Origin of the sequence: Nitrincola nitratireducens (assembly GCF_000585235.1) — a bacterium.
In the GTDB taxonomy this organism is placed as follows: domain Bacteria; phylum Pseudomonadota; class Gammaproteobacteria; order Pseudomonadales; family Balneatricaceae; genus Nitrincola; species Nitrincola alkalisediminis.
The window spans coordinates 1-16,435 of sequence record NZ_AONB01000003.1 but is presented as its reverse complement, the minus strand read 5'-3'; the positions used below and the strand labels follow the sequence as shown (position 1 = coordinate 16,435).

Genomic DNA, 16,435 nt, shown 5'->3' with positions numbered 1-16,435 from the left:
TCCACTAAAAGGAGGCATGCATGACTTCACCTTTGATTAAAATGCACACAGCGGCCCTTAGCACACCGATGCGTACCTTAGTGCTCGACTCCCCTCATTCGGGAACCGAGTATCCGAGTGACTTTAATTATGCCGTGGCTCTGCAGGATCTACGTCAAGCCGAAGATACGCATGTGGACACCCTATTCAACTTTGCTCCTGATATCGGCATCCCACTGTTAGAGGCGTGTTTTCCCAGAAGTTACATCGATCTGAACCGATCTAGCGATGATATTGACGAAGCTCTACTCAACGCTCCTTGGCCTGAACCTATACTGGCGAGTGAGAAATCAAGATTGGGAAAAGGCCTCATTTGGCGCATACTGGATGACGGACAACCGATATATGATAGAATGCTCAGTATCGACGAGATACAATACCGTACTCAAATGTATTGGCGTCCATATCATCAAGCCTTAAAACAGCTCCTTCAGGACACCTATCAACACCATCAATGTGTTATGCACATTAACTGCCATTCGATGCCATCCGTTGCTGATGTGTATTCAACCGAACACCCAGGTCTTGAACACCCCGATATTGTCTTAGGGGATAGAGATGGCCGCACTGCCGATCCAAGCATTACCGAATTTCTTCGCAATGTGTTTAGTGAGTTAGGCTACACTTGCTGGGTCAACCATCCCTACAAAGGCGTTGAACTGGTGAAAGCCTATTCGGATCCTGCACAGAACAAGCACTCAATCCAGCTTGAAATTAACCGTCGCCTTTACTTGAATGAAGCAACGCGCGAGTTATTGCCGGAATACCGAAGATTACGAACCCATTTACAACAGATATTGCTGGCACTCGATCAGTACATTCATGACCATTTTGTCCCTTAACATTTGATAACTTTGATTTTTTAAGTAGAAAGAGAAGACTTAAGACACTAATATTAGATTCATAAGCGATGTACACGAAAAAGATCACTATTCGTCAGAACGTATACTAATCTTTTATCACGTTTTTTAGTAAGCTGATCACCACCTAAACGATGGAATGCCACTTAATTACACTCAATTAGCACTCTAACCCTACGGCCTCGAATGCAAAAGACATCCATATTTCGCTCCATCATTCTGACTGCTACGATGACCTCTCTCGTTATCTTGAGTGTTCTTTTGTACATTCTGTACCGTGATACGATTGTGCCTATTGAAATCAGCGCAAAATCTGAAGCGTTAGAGCTGGCTCAGAAAGAGGTGACATTACGTTTAGCCGCGAAAGAAGAGTCTGTTAAAGCTATCGTTTCGAGTCTGACCCGTGATCCTCGCATTCGCGAAGGACTTCGCACCAATAATCAACCCTTAGCCTATGCCGGCATTGAAAGTCTTCGTGCTGACTTTGAACGCTTATCGCCCAATCAAGATATTCGTGCCGAAGTCATTACACGCGACCAAACCCTCTTTGCTAAATCCTGGGATCCGACCCCATCAAACGAGCGGATTCCTAACTTACTCGCTGCCTCTGCCTTAACCCTTCAGAACGTGACGGTCAGCTTTGGCATGGGCAATACAGGCTTAGGCATAATTGGTTTTGCCCCTGTGTTTGATGAAGGCCAACTCATTGGCATCGTCTCTGTTAGCCAAGGTATTGAAACGGTGGTCCAAGACCTCAAACGTGAAGGCTTTGATTGGGTCGTATTACTCAACATAGGCAGCATACGAGAGCGCTTTGACGGCGTTGTCCCCCCCATCTATTTAAACAACCCATTTTTTGATCACGAACATATTGTTGCCCACTCGAAATGGTTTGATATAGGTATTGCTGATTACATCAAACAAGTCAGGCCTGATCTTGGTAACTTGCAGGAGCGCTCTGTTGAAATTCATGATGATCGCATCATTTTTGACATGCCGATTTACGAGCACTCTGGTTTTTTACTGGGTCGTAGCATCCTTGTCAGTAGCTCAAAGCCGGTCACCGACCGTATTGAAGAGGGCTTAACCTCCATCACGCGAGTGATTGTTTCGATTATCACCATTTTGCTACTGGTTATTGCCATCTTACTTTTCTTGGTTCGCCAGCAAGTCATTAAGCCAATTGATCGCATGGTCGACGCCATCACCAATGTCATTCGCTCAGGGCATTTTTCAAACGCGATCCCCATTAGACGCATGGACGAACTCGGCGTACTCACACAGCGATTTAATGAGCTGATTGAAAACCTGGAAAAAAGCATCACCGAATCCAACACGGTGATCAGTGAAATCGCCGCCGGCGATTTTAAAAAGCGCGTAAAGGGCGAGTATGTCGGTGACCTCGACAACCTTAAAGCCGGTATCAATGCGGCCGCAGTTAAGTTAAAAGAACAACAGGATCGCGTGCTACAGGCGACGCAAGCGAAAAGCCAATTTTTAGCCAACATGAGTCATGAAATACGCACCCCCATTAATGGGGTCATCGGGATGCTTTCGTTACTTGAACACAGCCCGCTTCCGGATGAGCAAGCCGAACAGGTTCGACTCGCTCAAAGTTCGGCGGAGTTATTATTGGGGCTGGTTAATGACATTCTCGACTTCTCTAAAATTGAAGCGGGTAAAATGAGCATCGAGCATGCCCCGGTTAACCTGCACGAACTTCTGCACAATGTGACCGATATTTTCCAAAATGCGGCGAAAAGTAAAAATGTGATCCTTGAGCTGAGCTTAAATCGTGAAGTGAATGAATACATCACTGGCGACTCACTGCGTTTACGGCAAGTTCTCAACAACTTATTGTCCAATGCACTCAAATTTACCGAACATGGACGAGTCACCCTGCGCGCCACCGTCGAGAATAACTGCTTAAAAATTGGTGTTAAAGACACTGGCATCGGCATGAGTCCGACTGTCCAGAAAAAGCTATTTCAGAGCTTTTCGCAAGCCGACAGCTCCACAAGTCGCAAATACGGCGGTACAGGGCTCGGCTTAAAGATATCACGTGAGCTGGTTCGTCTAATGGGTGGCGACATGCAGGTTGCCAGTAAAGAGGGCGTCGGCTCACTGTTTTGGTTAGTGATTCCTTACCTTCCTTGTAAACGCCCAGCAGAAGACCAAGCCGGTGAAACAAAATTCCTCGACTATTCGCGCAAACGCATCCTCTTAGTTGAAGACAATATTGTGAATCAGAAACTTGCCATAAAGTTGTTAGAGAAATTTAACATTACTCCAGCGGTTGCAGGAAATGGCCAGATTGCAATTGAAATGGTCGCGAAAGAGCATTTCGATCTGATTCTCATGGACTGTCAAATGCCTGTTATGGATGGCTACACCGCCACTAAATTGCTCAGACAAAATGACTATCGCATGCCAATCGCGGCATTAACAGCGAATGCCACGGCTGATGATCGAAAAGAGTGCATTGCCTGTGGCATGAATGATTTCTTAGCCAAGCCCTACAATCTTAACAATCTTTCACGTTTACTCGAACGCTGGCTCACCTAGGCATCACTCGATTCGATAACGGTCATGACAGGACTTACAGGATTGAAGCGTCTGACGAAATAAGTCCCGTGTTGCGCGATTGTCGCCTGCTGCTGAGCGCTCAGCCATTTGGGCAGTCGTCGCAGCAAACTCGCGCAAACGCGCTTCAAAGTCTTCACGTTCATCCCACATGCGTGCCTGTGTTCGACTTTGTTGTCCCTTTGAGTCCTCGGTAAAACCTTCAAGCGCTAATTCGGCTAAGCGGCTTAAGGTCTCGGCACGATACGCAAACGCCTCGTCATCATAGGCCTGTCGACGATGCAAAGGATTTAACACGCCCAGCTGAAAACTCATCAAGCGAAAGGCCGATTGGCGATACTCCACTGCATCTTCAGGCTTAAGCCTATCCGCACTGACACTGGCCGATGCCAAGGATAGGGTTAACACCGGTACTAGCTTTCGTAACAACATCAATGCTCCCAGTTCTCATCAAATAAAATCTACACACATGCGACAGTCTGACGCAGCCTTGGTTCCCAGAAAAAGCGTATAATAGGTCGGGACAAAGGAGAAGCGCGTGCACCAACATCATCAACACCTGTTACAACTCACGTATATTCGCAGCTTATTGCTCTTTGTGTTATGTGCGATGATCGTGTTTGCGGTCATGGTCTTGCATCTGCACCCCAATGTTGCCATGACGGCTCTAAGTTTGTCCGCACTCTTTGCCGTTAATCTGATGACGGGATTGCGCTTACATTCAAACTGGCCCGTATTGCATCCTGAATTTTTTAGCCAACTCTGTGCCGATGCCATTCTTTACTCAAGCCTGCTCTATCAGTTTGGGGGTGCCACGAATCCTTTTATTTCCATTTTGCTCATCCCTCTGATCATCACTGCTAGCACCCTTCCTCTTTTATATACGCTGGCCATGGGCGTGTTTGTCTGCGGGCTTTACACCTCGCTATTGTACCATCATGTATCATTGGTCGAGCTGTCTGCACGGCACCAACACAGCGTAATCCAGCTGTTTGATTTGCATGTCACAGGCATGTGGTTAAGCTTTATTCTGAGCGTTGCTCTCATTAGTGTTTTTATTGTTCGCATGCAGCGCTCACTGCGCCAAGGCGAGCACAAGTTACAGCAAGCGCGCGAGAAAAGCATCCAAGACCAACAACTCCTTGCACTCGCCACGATGGCCGCTGGCACCGCACACGAGCTGGGAACCCCCTTATCAACGCTGAGAATTGTTTTAAAGGACTTAGAGCTTGACCATCCTGAGCTCAAAGATGACATCGAACTTATGCAGCAACAGGTGGATTTGTGTGCCAGTCGCCTGAAAGCACTCACACAAAGCATCGCTAATAATGAAGATATTCCACAGCCCATTACGGAGTTTATGAGCGAACTTCTTAGCACATGGCAGCTTCAGCGCCCACATGCAACGTTTGACTTTACCCAGACTCACAAAGATTCTACTCCATGGATTAACAGTAATGTCTCGTTGCGGCAAGCTCTATTAAACCTGCTCAACAATGCGGCAGATGCCAGCCCAGCCCCTATTCGCATTTTCCTCGACTGGGACACTGACTCCATTTGGTTGAAACTACACGATGAAGGACCGGGACTCACCCCTGAGCAGATGCAAACATTGGGCAAACCCTTCGTCACCACCAAAGGTGGATTGGGTATAGGCTTGTTTTTAACCACCAGTACGTTAACCAGTCAAAAAGGGGATGTACGACTCTACAGTCACCCTCAAGGCGGCACACTGACTGAAGTTCGCCTCGCTATCCACCCAATTGATAAGGCCTAATGATGAATCCAGAACACTTTCTCGTTGTTGACGATGATCCAGTTTTTTCACGCGTACTCGCGAGAGCGCTCACGCGTCGTGGTTATCAGGTTACCCAAGCCAGTAGTGCTGAAGAGGGAATCGAGATAGCCAAACTGCAAGCCTTTGATCTCGCAAGCATCGATCTCAAGATGGAAGGAGCTTCTGGGTTGACCTTGATACGTGATCTACGTCAACTCTACCCAGACATGCGCATTCTCATGTTAACAGGCTATGCCAGTATTGCCACCGCTGTTGATGCGATCAAGCTTGGCGCTAACCAGTACCTGCCTAAGCCTGCTGATGCGGATCAAATTCTGGCAGCGCTTCTTGAAGACAGGGTGAACCCAGACCAAGACATCAACCCCGAACCTATGTCTGTCAACCGCCTGGAATGGGAGCATATTCAAAAAACCTTGCGCGAACATGACGGTAACATCTCCGCCACAGCACGTGCACTCAACATGCACCGGCGCACACTGCAGCGGAAACTTGCTAAATACCCAGTCAAGCGCTAGATCCTTTTTCCAGATAGATTTGAGTAGTTTACTGCTCGTCGATATACACCCGAGCATCAAAAGTACGAATCCAATCTGGATGAAACACCATAACCCCGGTCATGATGATTCCGTTTAATAATCCTTCCGGCATCATAATTAAAGGCAAGTACATGGCGTAATTGAGGTAAATTTCGGACCAGCTATAGACGCCATCTAACCACAGCAGCATCGCCATCGACATTCCGGATATGGCTACGGCCAAGCCCGCACCGAAGAATGCACAAACGAACATATAGACAAAAAAATTGCGCGGGAGCTTTGCTTCAGCAATCCGTAGCACAAGCATCGTTACTAACACTGGTAACACCACCACACAAATAAGGCTCACGGGTAAAGAAGACACACTTTCTACGCCCAATACAGCCATCACTAGCATCGCCAAGCTGCCTGCAAGCACAGCAAAATCCCAACCCAGTATGAGGGTTAAAGTGGTCATCCCTAAGAAATGCACGGTCAAGCCTGCCGAGACACCCGCCCGCATTTGCCACATCAAGACCAACACGAGAATGGCACCAAAAAACATATGCTGTATGCCGCGCTCACGCATAAAAATGCGCCAAGCAGTGTCATGCACACCCGAGCCAAGATCAACAGATAGATTGCAGTCGCCGACCACACCCACACCAAACTCAATAAACCGTCAGACACACTCATCTGCGTTGCCTTACCATGTTCGTTTAAATAACAAAGCATCCTCTTTGGGATAAGATCCTTCGGCAGGATAATATCCATTACGCACGCCATTCATTGCAAACCCAGCACGTTCGTACAAACGAATGGCCGCCGTGTTTGAACGACGCACCTCTAAATGCAATTGTATAATCCCGAGCGTTGCCAAGTCCTCAATTCCTCGCTCCAAGAGCTGCAATGCCAAGCCTTGTTGACGTGCCGAGGGTAAAGTGCCAATGCGCAACAACTCAGCTTCATCCAACACGCACGAACACAACATAAACGCCTGGATCTGACCCTGATGATGCCATTGCCAAGCCGCACCTGACTTGAGTATACGAAGCCAGAGATTTTCAGACCAAGGATCATCAAAACACTGTGCCTCCAAGGCTCTAACCGCGGGTAACTGATTGGGAAGCAACCGATCAATCATGTTCGCGTTGCCAGCAATGGCTGAAGATCCGCCCACAGCTCGGCTTTCAATTCAGGTATCCGCAATAAAGCCGTCACGCTGTGACTCGACACCGCCGCCACACCCGCACGTAACGAAAAGCGTAATCCACGCAAGGAGTCTAAAGGCTCCGGCTGTTCGAGTATCCACTGGGCCGAGGCTTCGCCCAACAAAAGCACGCGCTTAATTTCTTGGCTTTTCAACATATTACCCAACAGTCGGCGCACTGAACGCAGCGCCTCATCTGGCCCTTGATTGAGTGCAGATCCGACAAAGGCAGGCCAGTGATGGTGAATAGGGTTAATGTCATACCCTTGCACCCCTAAGCTACGTGCCAGAGCAGACACAAAGCGGATATGCGCCGGACTAAAACTCTGACGTCCTTGAGGTGGCAAACTATCAACGATTAACAACTCCCCTAGCGTCATCAACACCAATGAAAACTGAGGCTCTGGATAGCGTTCAGCCAGAGGATTTTGCAAAGGTGCCACAGGCTCGGGTTGATACGACATGTCCAAGGCTGAGGCTGAAGGTGTGGTTTCAGAGAGAGCTGGAGGCGTCGACTCCAGTACCTTCTGTGATGGCGTCCCTTCGGGTGCAAACATGCCCTGCAAAGACTCCAGTGCCCGCGATACTCCACGCGGAGCATTGACACTAGGTGTTACAGGAAGCACTGGCTGCTCAGCAGCAGGTACCTCTGACGTATCCTCAAAGGCATCCTCCCACTGTTCAAAGCGCTGCGTTGGCGGCCAAGTAAATGTCTCGACCCAAGGAGCCGAAGGCGCCGCATGCGGCAACGCTCCCCTCGGTAGCCAACTCTGCACACCGATCGCCTGTAAATAGGTATGGCGCAGCGACTCCTGCGCCACCATACCCTCGGACTCTGGCTCAGTCATTGATTACACCTGAGGATGTGCTTTTTGAACATTCGCATCCAGCATGTTCAGTGCATGAATATAGCTTTTGCCGATGCAGTAATGATGTCGGTGTCGGCCCCCAAACCATTAACAATACGACCACCTTTTTCTAAGCGCACCGTCACTTCCCCTTGCGAATCGGTACCGCTGGTAATGGCATTAACAGAATAGAGTTGCAAGTTGCCTTCTGAACGTACGATGGATTCAATGGCTTTAAAGGTTGCATCAACAGGCCCACTGCCTTCCGATGTTCCTTGTTGCTCTACCCCTGCCACACTCAAGACAACCTTCGCCACAGGCACCTCACCTGTCTGCGATGTCACCATCAGACTACTGAGCTTAAAGGTTTCATACCCTGCCGTCGCACGCGCATCGCTGACCAGTGCGACCAAGTCTTCATCAAAAATCTCACTCTTTTTATCCGCCAATTCTTTAAAGCGTGCAAAGGCTTCATTCAACTCGGCATCAGAGCTAAAGGTCGTGCCTAACTCTTCCATTCGGACTTTAAAGGCATTGCGGCCCGACAGCTTACCCAGCACCATGCGGTTGGTGTGCCAACCGACACTTTCGGCAGTCATGATTTCGTAGGTTTCGCGGTGCTTTAACATGCCATCCTGATGAATCCCTGACTCATGTGCAAAGGCATTGGCCCCCACAATGGCTTTATTCGGCTGCACGGGAAAGCCCGTAATGCTTGAGACTAAGCGCGATGCCGGTACGATTTGTGTCGTGTCGATGCCCGTTTCCAACTTCATAATATCTTTACGGGTACGCAAGGCCATAACGATCTCTTCCAGAGATGCATTGCCTGCTCGCTCACCCAAACCGTTCACGGTACATTCAACCTGACGAGCCCCCGCCGCCACGGCCGACAAAGAGTTCGCTACCGCTAAGCCTAAGTCATTGTGACAATGCACTGAAAAAATCGCCTTATCGGCATTCGGGATACGCTGCAGTAACTGACCAATGGTGTGACCAAACTCCTGAGGAACCGCATATCCCACGGTATCCGGAATATTGATCGTCCTTGCCCCTGCATCAATAACGGCTTCGATAATACGACACATAAAGTCCAACTCAGAACGGCTGGCATCTTCTAACGAGAATTCGACATCATCAATCAAACTCCGGGCACGCCTTACCGCCGCCACGGCGTTTTCGACCACCTGATCCGGTTCCATTTGCAACTTGTACTTCATATGAATGGGTGACGTGGCAATAAACGTGTGGATACGCCCAGCATTTGCTCCGGCCAAGGCTTCACCCGCCCGATCGATATCAGCAGGCAACGCGCGCGATAAAGAGCAAATACGACTGTCTTTGATGGTGTCAGCGATGGCTTTGACCGCTTCAAAATCCCCCGGACTGGCAATCGCAAAACCGGCTTCAATGACATCTACACGCATTTTTTCAAGTTGACGCGCAATACGTAGCTTTTCATCACGTGTCATGGACGCACCAGGGCTTTGCTCTCCATCACGTAAGGTCGTATCGAAAATAATGACTCTGTTATTGTTCATACTGCGCTCCGCATACTCGAAAAAACGAAATTCACTGAAATAGTGGCCTATTTTATAACAAAATCAGCGCCAACTCTTAACAAAAAGCCAGCGATTTAAATTCATTCATCAGTTAAACGAGCGATTGGTTGATTTGCAAGCCAAAGACGTCATAATTTTAACTATTCAGCTGATACTAGCCATAGGATAGACGATGCCCACTCAAGCCTTTGATCGACTCATTGACCGTTCGAACACCGCCAGCCAAAAATGGGAACGCTACAAAAACACCAGCGTGTTGCCCATGTGGGTCGCCGATAGTGACTTTATGGCGCCACCTGCCGTGCTAGAGGCCTTACATCAGCGTATTGATCATGGAATTTTTGGCTATACCAATCCACCTGCCGAACTCATTGAGCTGGTCATTGCGCGTATGCAATCCCTCTATCAGTGGCCCATCCAGGCCAATGATATTGAATGGCTCCCAGGTCTTGTCTGCGGCTTACATTTAGCCTGCCGTGTCACCGGAGAATCGGGCTCCAGTGTTTTATCCCCTGCTCCGGTTTACCCTCCCTTTATGACGGCCCCACATCTGTCTGATCGGCGCTTGATCAAAGTACCACTAAAGCGGGAAAACCAACGCAGCATTATCGATTTTGATGCCATGGAAGCGGCCATCACAGATGACACAAGACTCATTCTGTTTTGCAATCCACATAATCCGGGTGGCACTCTCTATCGACAAACTGAACTCGAACGTCTAGCTGAATTGGTCCTCAAGCATAATCTGATCCTGTGTTCTGATGAAATTCATTGCGACCTTATTCTCGAACCGGGTTTAAAGCATATTCCAATTGCCAGCCTAAGCCCCGAAATCGCGCAACGTACAATCACACTCATGGCACCGAGCAAAACCTATAACATTGCTGGACTCGGATGCTCCTACGCCATCATCCAGAATCCACAACTGCGCCGTGACTTTCAATGCGTACGCAAAGGGATTGTGCCTGACGTCAACTTACTGGGCTTCACGGCAGCAACGGCAGCACTCAAAGATGGCGATGCATGGAATCAAGCCCAGCTGGATTATTTGCGAGGCAACCGTGATTACTTAATACAGGAGATTAATGCTATACCGGGCTTGCAACTGGATCCCATTGAGGCCACCTATTTAGCCTGGATCGATATCAGTGCTGCTCGTTTGGACAATCCTATACATTTTTTTGAAAGTGCTGGCGTTGGTCTATCGCCAGGAAGAGACTTTGGCGATGATCGCTTTATGCGACTGAACTTCGGTTGCCCGAGAGCCTTGCTGGAAGAAGCTGTCTCGCGCATTCGACGCGCGCTACTGAACCATTTACCAGCCTGAGCCTCTTTCGATGGCTCAGACAGGTTTGGATGCATGGCTCTAGTGAGCCATGCGGCGAATTTACGTGTTCCGTTATTGGCGCAATTTCCAACGCAAGGTTTCACCCGAGCGCAGAGGGACAATCACATCCTGACCAAACGCCATTTCCATCGGCACTTGCCAGTCTTCTTTGACTAGGGTGATTGTGTCTGTATTACGGGGTAAACCGTAGAAATCAGCGCCATAAAAACTGGCGAAACCTTCGAGTTTATCGAGCACCCCTAGATCTTCAAAAATCTCGGCATACAACTCAATCGCTGCATACGCACTGTAGCAACCAGCGCAACCACAGGCACTTTCTTTTGCACCCTTAGCATGAGGTGCAGAGTCCGTTCCTAAAAAGAACTTGGCACTGCCACTGATAACGGCATCTTGAAGGGCTTGCTGATGGATGTTGCGCTTCAGCACTGGCAAGCAGAATAGATGTGGTCGTATTCCCCCCACCAACATATGGTTGCGGTTATACGCTAGATGCTGCACGGTAATGGTGGCACCGACATGATCGCCGTGTGCATTCACAAATTCGGTGGCCTCCTTCGTAGTGATGTGTTCAACCACCAACTTCAGGTGCGGATGACGGGCAACCAAAGGCACAAGAATATCGTCTAAAAACTGTTTCTCTCGATCAAAGATGTCGACATGGTTATGCGTGACTTCACCATGCACTAACAGTGGCATATTCGCTTCGGTTAACGCCGCACAAATATCATCGAGCTTACCTAAATCCGTGAGTCCAGAATCAGAGTTGGTGGTAGCACCTGCAGGGTAGAGTTTGACGGCTTTAACGTGCTCACTCGCCCCAGCCTCTGCAATTATTTGTGGTGTGGTGTTATCCGTAAGATAGAGCGTCATCAAGGGATCAAACTGTCGCCCTTTGGGAACATGCGCGAGAATACGTTCACGATAGGCCAATGCTTGATGCACATCCGTTACCGGTGGCTTTAAATTGGGCATAACAACGGCACGCCCCATTTGCAGTGCTGTCGCGGGAACAATATGCGGTAACACCTCGCCATCTCGAAGGTGTAAGTGCCAATCATCTGGGCGTGTAATCGTTAATACATCGGCCATTTTGCGGTACGCTCCGTCAAATCAATGAAGGTGATAAGTGTATCATACTCCATCCGAGAAGATGACATGACCTTGACAGAGCACATGACGGAAAATGTCATTGAAATTACGCAAACGACCATCATAATAATAAGTATATATACTTATTGTCATCTCGTTCACTCCCGCTCCCCTAACCGTTTTTACGGATGACACGAAATTTTTTAAAGGATCTATCCAATGCTAAAAAAAAGCCTCGTACTGTTTATAAGCTTGGTATTGTTGGGATGCGGTTCGTCGAAGGACGAGCCTGACCTTCCCACCCTACCCGTTGTCAGGCTTTTACAATTGGATCCCGAAGCCATCATTGCTGAGCGCTACTTTCCCGCCCGCTTGGAAGCCTCCCAAGCGGCCAATCTCTCATTTCAGGTTCCAGGACGGTTAGTGCACATTCCTGTCATAAAAGGTGACAAAATAGCGAAAGGTGCCCTCATCGCACGTCTTGAACAAACGGATTATCGCCTCTTGTTGGAGTCTGCACGTGTGGGCTATGAAAAAGCGGAGCGAGACTTGAAACGGCTTCAACAGCTTCATCAACAAAACCATGTCTCTCAAGCTCAATTAGATGAGGCACGCACAGCCTATGATCGCGCCAACGTTGAAAAAGAGCGCGCCGCTCAGAACCTGATTTATACCGAAATTTTTGCGCCCTACGATGCAATTATTGCTGACCGTATGGTGGAAAACTTTACGCAAGTGTCTGCGGGAACACCCGTCGTGCGTATTCAAGACTTGAGTCGTTTAGAGGTTGAAATAGCCGTCCCCGAAATTCTCTTACCTGAGGTCGAAGACCCGAATGGCTATACGGTCACGGCAACCCTACCGTCGCTTCCTGAGCGTCCTTTCGACTTATCCTTTAAAGAATACTCGACCGAACCCAACCCTCGCTCTCGCACCTATCGCGTGACGTTTGAGATGGAAAACCCAGGTGACCTTCGCCTCTTGCCCGGAATGAGTGCGACTGTAAAAGTTGCCCTAAAGCCTAAAGAGCTCCGACGTCCCGTATTGCCTTTACAAGCATTGGTTGGACAAGGTGAGCAAACCCATGTGTTTGTCTACGCCCCTGAAACAGGAACCGTATCCTTACGGCAAGTTGAGTTGGGTCGCTTGTTAGCAGAGGGTATCGAAATTGTGTCAGGTATCCATCAGGGTGAATGGGTCGTCGCGGCTGGAGCCGGATTTTTAAGTGAAGGCATGCAGGTTCGCAGTGATCGAGAACTTAAGGAGTCCCGTTAATGGATATTGCACGTGCCTCCATTGAAAAACCTGTCAACACCTGGGTGTTAATTCTCGTTTGCCTTCTGGGGGGTATCTGGGCCGTGTTAACCTTACCCCAATTAGAAGACCCTGAATTCACCATCAAGGAAGCCATCATCTTAACCCCTTACAAGGGTGCATCGGCGATGGAAGTTGAACTGGAAGTGACCGAACAGCTCGAAATTGCCCTGCAAGAGATGCCTCAACTAAAACGTTTAACCTCTCGATCCATGCCCGGGTTATCTGAAATTACGGTAGAGATTGAAGATGCCTACCGCTCAGCCGAGTTGCCACAAGTCTGGGATGAGCTACGCCGTCGTATTCACGACACACAAGCCTATCTTCCACCGGGTGCGGGTCCATCCTTGGTGAATGACAGTTTTGGGGATGTGTTTGGCTTGCTGTATGCCCTCACGGCACCGGGCTTTGAAGCCTCAGAACTCCGTGACTTTGCCAGAGACCTTCGACGCATCATTTTACAAGTACCGGGGGTTGCCAAGGTTGCCATTCAAGGGGAACGTGAAGAGCGTATTTTGATCGAAATCCCGCAGACCGTTTTCATTCAACTGGGTTTGAGCCCCCAACAACTAGCAGGACGTTTGCAACTGCAGAATGCCGTGGTGGACGCAGGGCGCAAAACACTAGGAGACCTTGCTATACGCATCGTTCCTACTGGGGATTTTGACAGTCTTGAGCATATTCGCAATCTCTTTATTACCACGCCTTCTGGCGATACGCTGCGTCTTGGTGATATCGCCGTGATCTCACGTGACTACCATGAGCAACCCAGACAGCTAATACGCTTTGCTGGAGAGGATGCGGTCACCTTGGGCATTTCCGCAACCGGGGACAGCAATATTGTCGAGGTGGGTCATGCCGTCGAAGCCGCTCTCAGAGCCCGCATGTCTGAACTGCCCCTTGGCGTGCAGCTGTCGCCTATTTACCAACAGCACACACTCGTTGAAGAGGCACTCAAGGTTTTCCTCATTAACTTGGTCATGTCCGTTTCGATTGTCATCTTGGTGCTCTGCCTGTTTATGGGCTGGCGCGCCGGTGTTGTTGTCGGCAGTGCCTTGTTGCTGACCGTCACAGGCTCGCTGTTTTTAATGAAAATCACAGGGCTGCAGATGCAACGTGTATCGCTGGGTGCCTTAATTATTGCCATGGGCATGCTGGTCGACAACGCCATCGTTATTGCTGAAGGCATGCTCGTTCGTATGAAGCAAGGCCGTAGTGCGCGAGAAGCGGCGACGGACATCACAGGTCAAACACAAATCCCTTTGTTGGCGGCCACCGTCATCGGTGTGCTTGCCTTTTCTGGAATAGGCCTGTCGCAAGATGTCACAGGTGAATACACCTTTTCGTTGTTTCTTGTCATAGGTTTGTCCTTACTCTTGAGCTGGATTTTGGCCATTACGGTTGTGCCCTTACTGGCCAGTTTGCTGTTTATCACCGCAAAGACAACGGCAAACGCAGAGACGAATCAAGGCGGCTACCGACGTTTACTCACCCACGTTTTGCATCACCGACGCCTGACACTCCTGACACTGCTTGTTCTAACCGGTATCAGCATGGTGGCGTTTAAGCAGGTTCCGCAAATGTTCTTTCCTCATGCTCAAACCCAGGTGTTTTATGTCAATTACTGGCGCGAGCAAGGCACGGATATCCGGGCAACCGACCGAGATTTGAAGCAGTTAAGTGAATTTATCACGAAATTAGACGGTGTTGAGCAGGTCACCAGTGTTGCGGGGATGGGAGCATCACGAATGATGCTGGTGTACCAACCCGAGCGGACCAATCCGGCTTACGGTCAACTCATTGTCACCGCACGCACAATTGAAGAGATCCCCCAGATCGCCGAAAAAATCAAGATGGAATTAGAAACCTATCCACAGGCACAAGCTTGGATAGAACGCGTGCGACTGGGCCCTGGCAAAGGCGCACCGATTCAGGCACGTTTTTATGGCGATGAACCTCGTGTGCTTCGAGACCTAGCCGAAGACGCCCTGACAATTTTGCGCGACACCGCCTTATTGGACAATCTTCGCACGGATTGGCGTCAGCCCGAACACATTATTGTTCCAACCCTGGCGGATGATCGAGCCAGTGTGTTGGGTGTCAGCCGACAGGACTTAGCCGAATCCCTTTCTCTCTTGACCACTGGGCAAACCTTGGGGCTCTATCGAGAAGGTGATCGTTTAATTCCTTTGCTGCTGCGCGCCCCCAGCAACGAGCGAGGGCTTGCCACACAATTGCAAGATCGGATGATTTGGAGCCGTGCAATGGAGCATTTTGTTCCGGCCAGTGAAGTCGTCGATGGTTTTGAACCCCAGCATGAAGAAGCTTTAATCATACGTCGTAACATGCAACGCATGATCACGGTTAGTGCGGACCCCTTAGCGAACGTTAACATCGCATCGGCCTTTAGTGAGGTGCGCGCTCATATAGAAGCCCTTCCATTACCACCCGGGTATCGTTTGGAATGGGGAGGCGAACATGAAAGCTCAGGGGATGCCAAACACGCCCTCGCCCGCCAATTGCCGCTAAGCCTGTTAGCAATGATGGTGATCTCTGTGCTTTTGTTTGCCAAGATCAAACAACCACTCATTATCTGGCTCTGTGTGCCTATGGCTATCTGCGGTGTGACATGGGGTTTACTCCTATCGGGCATGTCCTTTGGATTCATGGCACTGTTGGGGATACTCAGTTTGTCTGGCATGTTAATTAAGAATGCCATCGTGCTGGTTGACGAAATCGATCAGCGTATTTTAAATGGAGAAGCCCCAGCAACGGCCCTGATCGATGGCAGCGTGTCGCGCTTGCGCCCCGTGGTCTTAGCCGCCGTGACGACAATTTTGGGGATGCTGCCCCTTGCGTTTGATGTGTTTTTTGCAGATATGGCGGTCACTATAATGAGTGGCCTTGCATTTGCAACCTTATTAACACTCTTGCGGTACCGGCCTTGTATAGCTTATTGTTTGGGATTCGAGTGGTGGGGCCGCCTAAGTAGGGGGCTGAGGGAATGGCTAGATTGTGGAAGTGATGCCGTCATCAACAGCCGTGTCAGCACTGCCAACACGGCTGTAAAAGATTACATAGACCTTAGCGACCCTACCATCATTTTCTTTTGAGAGTTGCTGATGGCAACAGCAATCGTCGAGCTAGAGACAAACTCATTATTTGCATGTGTTTCAACTATTGTGATTTGACAATCCCAGACATCAACTAACCCACCAGACGGCTGCTCAAACATGCTAGCGGTGCAAATTGACTCCAGTTTTGCGCTA

13 protein-coding genes and 1 pseudogene are annotated in these 16,435 nt (G+C 49.3%); 7 read left to right on the top strand and 7 right to left on the bottom strand.

All coding sequences use genetic code 11. The features are described 5' to 3' along the window. Positions 1-20: 20 nt before the first annotated feature. On the top strand, positions 21-881 hold the full coding sequence (locus D791_RS04015; protein WP_051514162.1) for an N-formylglutamate amidohydrolase: 861 nt from the start codon (positions 21-23) through the stop codon (positions 879-881). 249 nt (positions 882-1,130) lie between these two features. After that, complete coding sequence (locus D791_RS18785; protein WP_051514160.1) at positions 1,131-3,464, top strand: ATP-binding protein; 2,334 nt, start codon at positions 1,131-1,133, stop codon at positions 3,462-3,464. Positions 3,465-3,467: 3 nt separating this feature from the next. On the opposite strand, the gene D791_RS04005 is transcribed toward D791_RS18785, so the two are convergent. Beyond that, complete coding sequence (locus tag D791_RS04005; RefSeq protein ID WP_036508175.1) at positions 3,468-3,914, bottom strand: c-type cytochrome; 447 nt, start codon at positions 3,912-3,914, stop codon at positions 3,468-3,470. A 106-nt stretch (positions 3,915-4,020) separates the two neighbouring features. Here D791_RS04005 and D791_RS04000 point away from each other — a divergent pair, with 106 nt between their 5' ends. Together D791_RS04000 and D791_RS03995 are read left to right on the top strand one after the other, a co-directional pair. Further along, positions 4,021-5,259, top strand: coding sequence for an ATP-binding protein (locus D791_RS04000; RefSeq protein WP_036508172.1), 1,239 nt, complete (start codon positions 4,021-4,023; stop codon positions 5,257-5,259). Continuing rightward, positions 5,259-5,795, top strand: coding sequence for a response regulator transcription factor (locus D791_RS03995; RefSeq protein ID WP_036508170.1), 537 nt, complete (start codon positions 5,259-5,261; stop codon positions 5,793-5,795). The genes D791_RS04000 and D791_RS03995 overlap by 1 nt, the downstream gene beginning before the upstream one ends. Positions 5,796-5,823: 28 nt before the next feature. On the opposite strand, the gene D791_RS03990 is transcribed toward D791_RS03995, so the two are convergent. The 4 genes and pseudogenes from D791_RS03990 to D791_RS03975 all read right to left on the bottom strand — a co-directional run bounded on the left by D791_RS03990 (position 5,824) and on the right by D791_RS03975 (position 9,394). Next, on the bottom strand, positions 5,824-6,459 hold the full coding sequence (locus tag D791_RS03990) for an energy-coupling factor ABC transporter permease (RefSeq protein WP_051514158.1): 636 nt from the start codon (positions 6,457-6,459) through the stop codon (positions 5,824-5,826). Positions 6,460-6,501: 42 nt separating this feature from the next. Continuing rightward, complete coding sequence (gene rimI, locus D791_RS03985) at positions 6,502-6,939, bottom strand: ribosomal protein S18-alanine N-acetyltransferase (protein WP_036508167.1); 438 nt, start codon at positions 6,937-6,939, stop codon at positions 6,502-6,504. After that, on the bottom strand, positions 6,936-7,853 hold the full coding sequence (locus D791_RS03980; RefSeq protein ID WP_036508165.1) for a uracil-DNA glycosylase family protein: 918 nt from the start codon (positions 7,851-7,853) through the stop codon (positions 6,936-6,938). The genes rimI and D791_RS03980 overlap by 4 nt, the downstream gene beginning before the upstream one ends. A gap of 3 nt (positions 7,854-7,856) precedes the next feature. Beyond that, positions 7,857-9,394: pseudogene (locus D791_RS03975) on the bottom strand (2-isopropylmalate synthase). 193 nt (positions 9,395-9,587) lie between these two features. Between D791_RS03975 and D791_RS03970 the strand changes: the two are divergent. Continuing rightward, a complete protein-coding gene (locus D791_RS03970; protein WP_036508164.1) occupies positions 9,588-10,742 on the top strand; it encodes a MalY/PatB family protein in 1,155 nt (384 codons plus the stop codon). Between the two features lie 72 nt (positions 10,743-10,814). Here the strand turns inward: D791_RS03970 and pyrC are convergent, their stop codons facing one another. Continuing rightward, positions 10,815-11,852, bottom strand: coding sequence for a dihydroorotase (gene pyrC, locus D791_RS03965; protein WP_036508161.1), 1,038 nt, complete (start codon positions 11,850-11,852; stop codon positions 10,815-10,817). A 219-nt stretch (positions 11,853-12,071) separates the two neighbouring features. On the opposite strand from pyrC, the gene D791_RS03960 reads away from it, so the two are divergent. Next, positions 12,072-13,127 (top strand): efflux RND transporter periplasmic adaptor subunit, encoded by a 1,056-nt coding sequence (locus D791_RS03960; RefSeq protein WP_051514154.1) that lies wholly within the window; start codon positions 12,072-12,074, stop codon positions 13,125-13,127. Next, on the top strand, positions 13,127-16,279 hold the full coding sequence (locus D791_RS03955; RefSeq protein WP_081763715.1) for an efflux RND transporter permease subunit: 3,153 nt from the start codon (positions 13,127-13,129) through the stop codon (positions 16,277-16,279). The genes D791_RS03960 and D791_RS03955 overlap by 1 nt, the downstream gene beginning before the upstream one ends. On the opposite strand, the gene D791_RS20665 is transcribed toward D791_RS03955, so the two are convergent. Beyond that, on the bottom strand, positions 16,240-16,435 hold a 196-nt coding region (locus D791_RS20665), incomplete at its 5' end, for a hypothetical protein (RefSeq protein WP_036508158.1). The two genes, D791_RS03955 and D791_RS20665, sit on opposite strands and share 40 nt — an antisense overlap.

Coding starts and splice junctions, on each gene's coding strand:
- D791_RS03960 (WP_051514154.1), top strand. CDS start 12,072: ATGCTAAAAAAAAGCCTCGTACTGTTTATAAGCTTGGTATTGTTGGGA.
- pyrC (WP_036508161.1), bottom strand. CDS start 11,852: ATGGCCGATGTATTAACGATTACACGCCCAGATGATTGGCACTTACAC.
- rimI (WP_036508167.1), bottom strand. CDS start 6,939: ATGATTGATCGGTTGCTTCCCAATCAGTTACCCGCGGTTAGAGCCTTG.
- D791_RS03970 (WP_036508164.1), top strand. CDS start 9,588: ATGCCCACTCAAGCCTTTGATCGACTCATTGACCGTTCGAACACCGCC.
- D791_RS03995 (WP_036508170.1), top strand. CDS start 5,259: ATGATGAATCCAGAACACTTTCTCGTTGTTGACGATGATCCAGTTTTT.
- D791_RS03980 (WP_036508165.1), bottom strand. CDS start 7,853: ATGACTGAGCCAGAGTCCGAGGGTATGGTGGCGCAGGAGTCGCTGCGC.
- D791_RS18785 (WP_051514160.1), top strand. CDS start 1,131: ATGACCTCTCTCGTTATCTTGAGTGTTCTTTTGTACATTCTGTACCGT.
- D791_RS03955 (WP_081763715.1), top strand. CDS start 13,127: ATGGATATTGCACGTGCCTCCATTGAAAAACCTGTCAACACCTGGGTG.
- D791_RS04015 (WP_051514162.1), top strand. CDS start 21: ATGACTTCACCTTTGATTAAAATGCACACAGCGGCCCTTAGCACACCG.
- D791_RS04005 (WP_036508175.1), bottom strand. CDS start 3,914: ATGTTGTTACGAAAGCTAGTACCGGTGTTAACCCTATCCTTGGCATCG.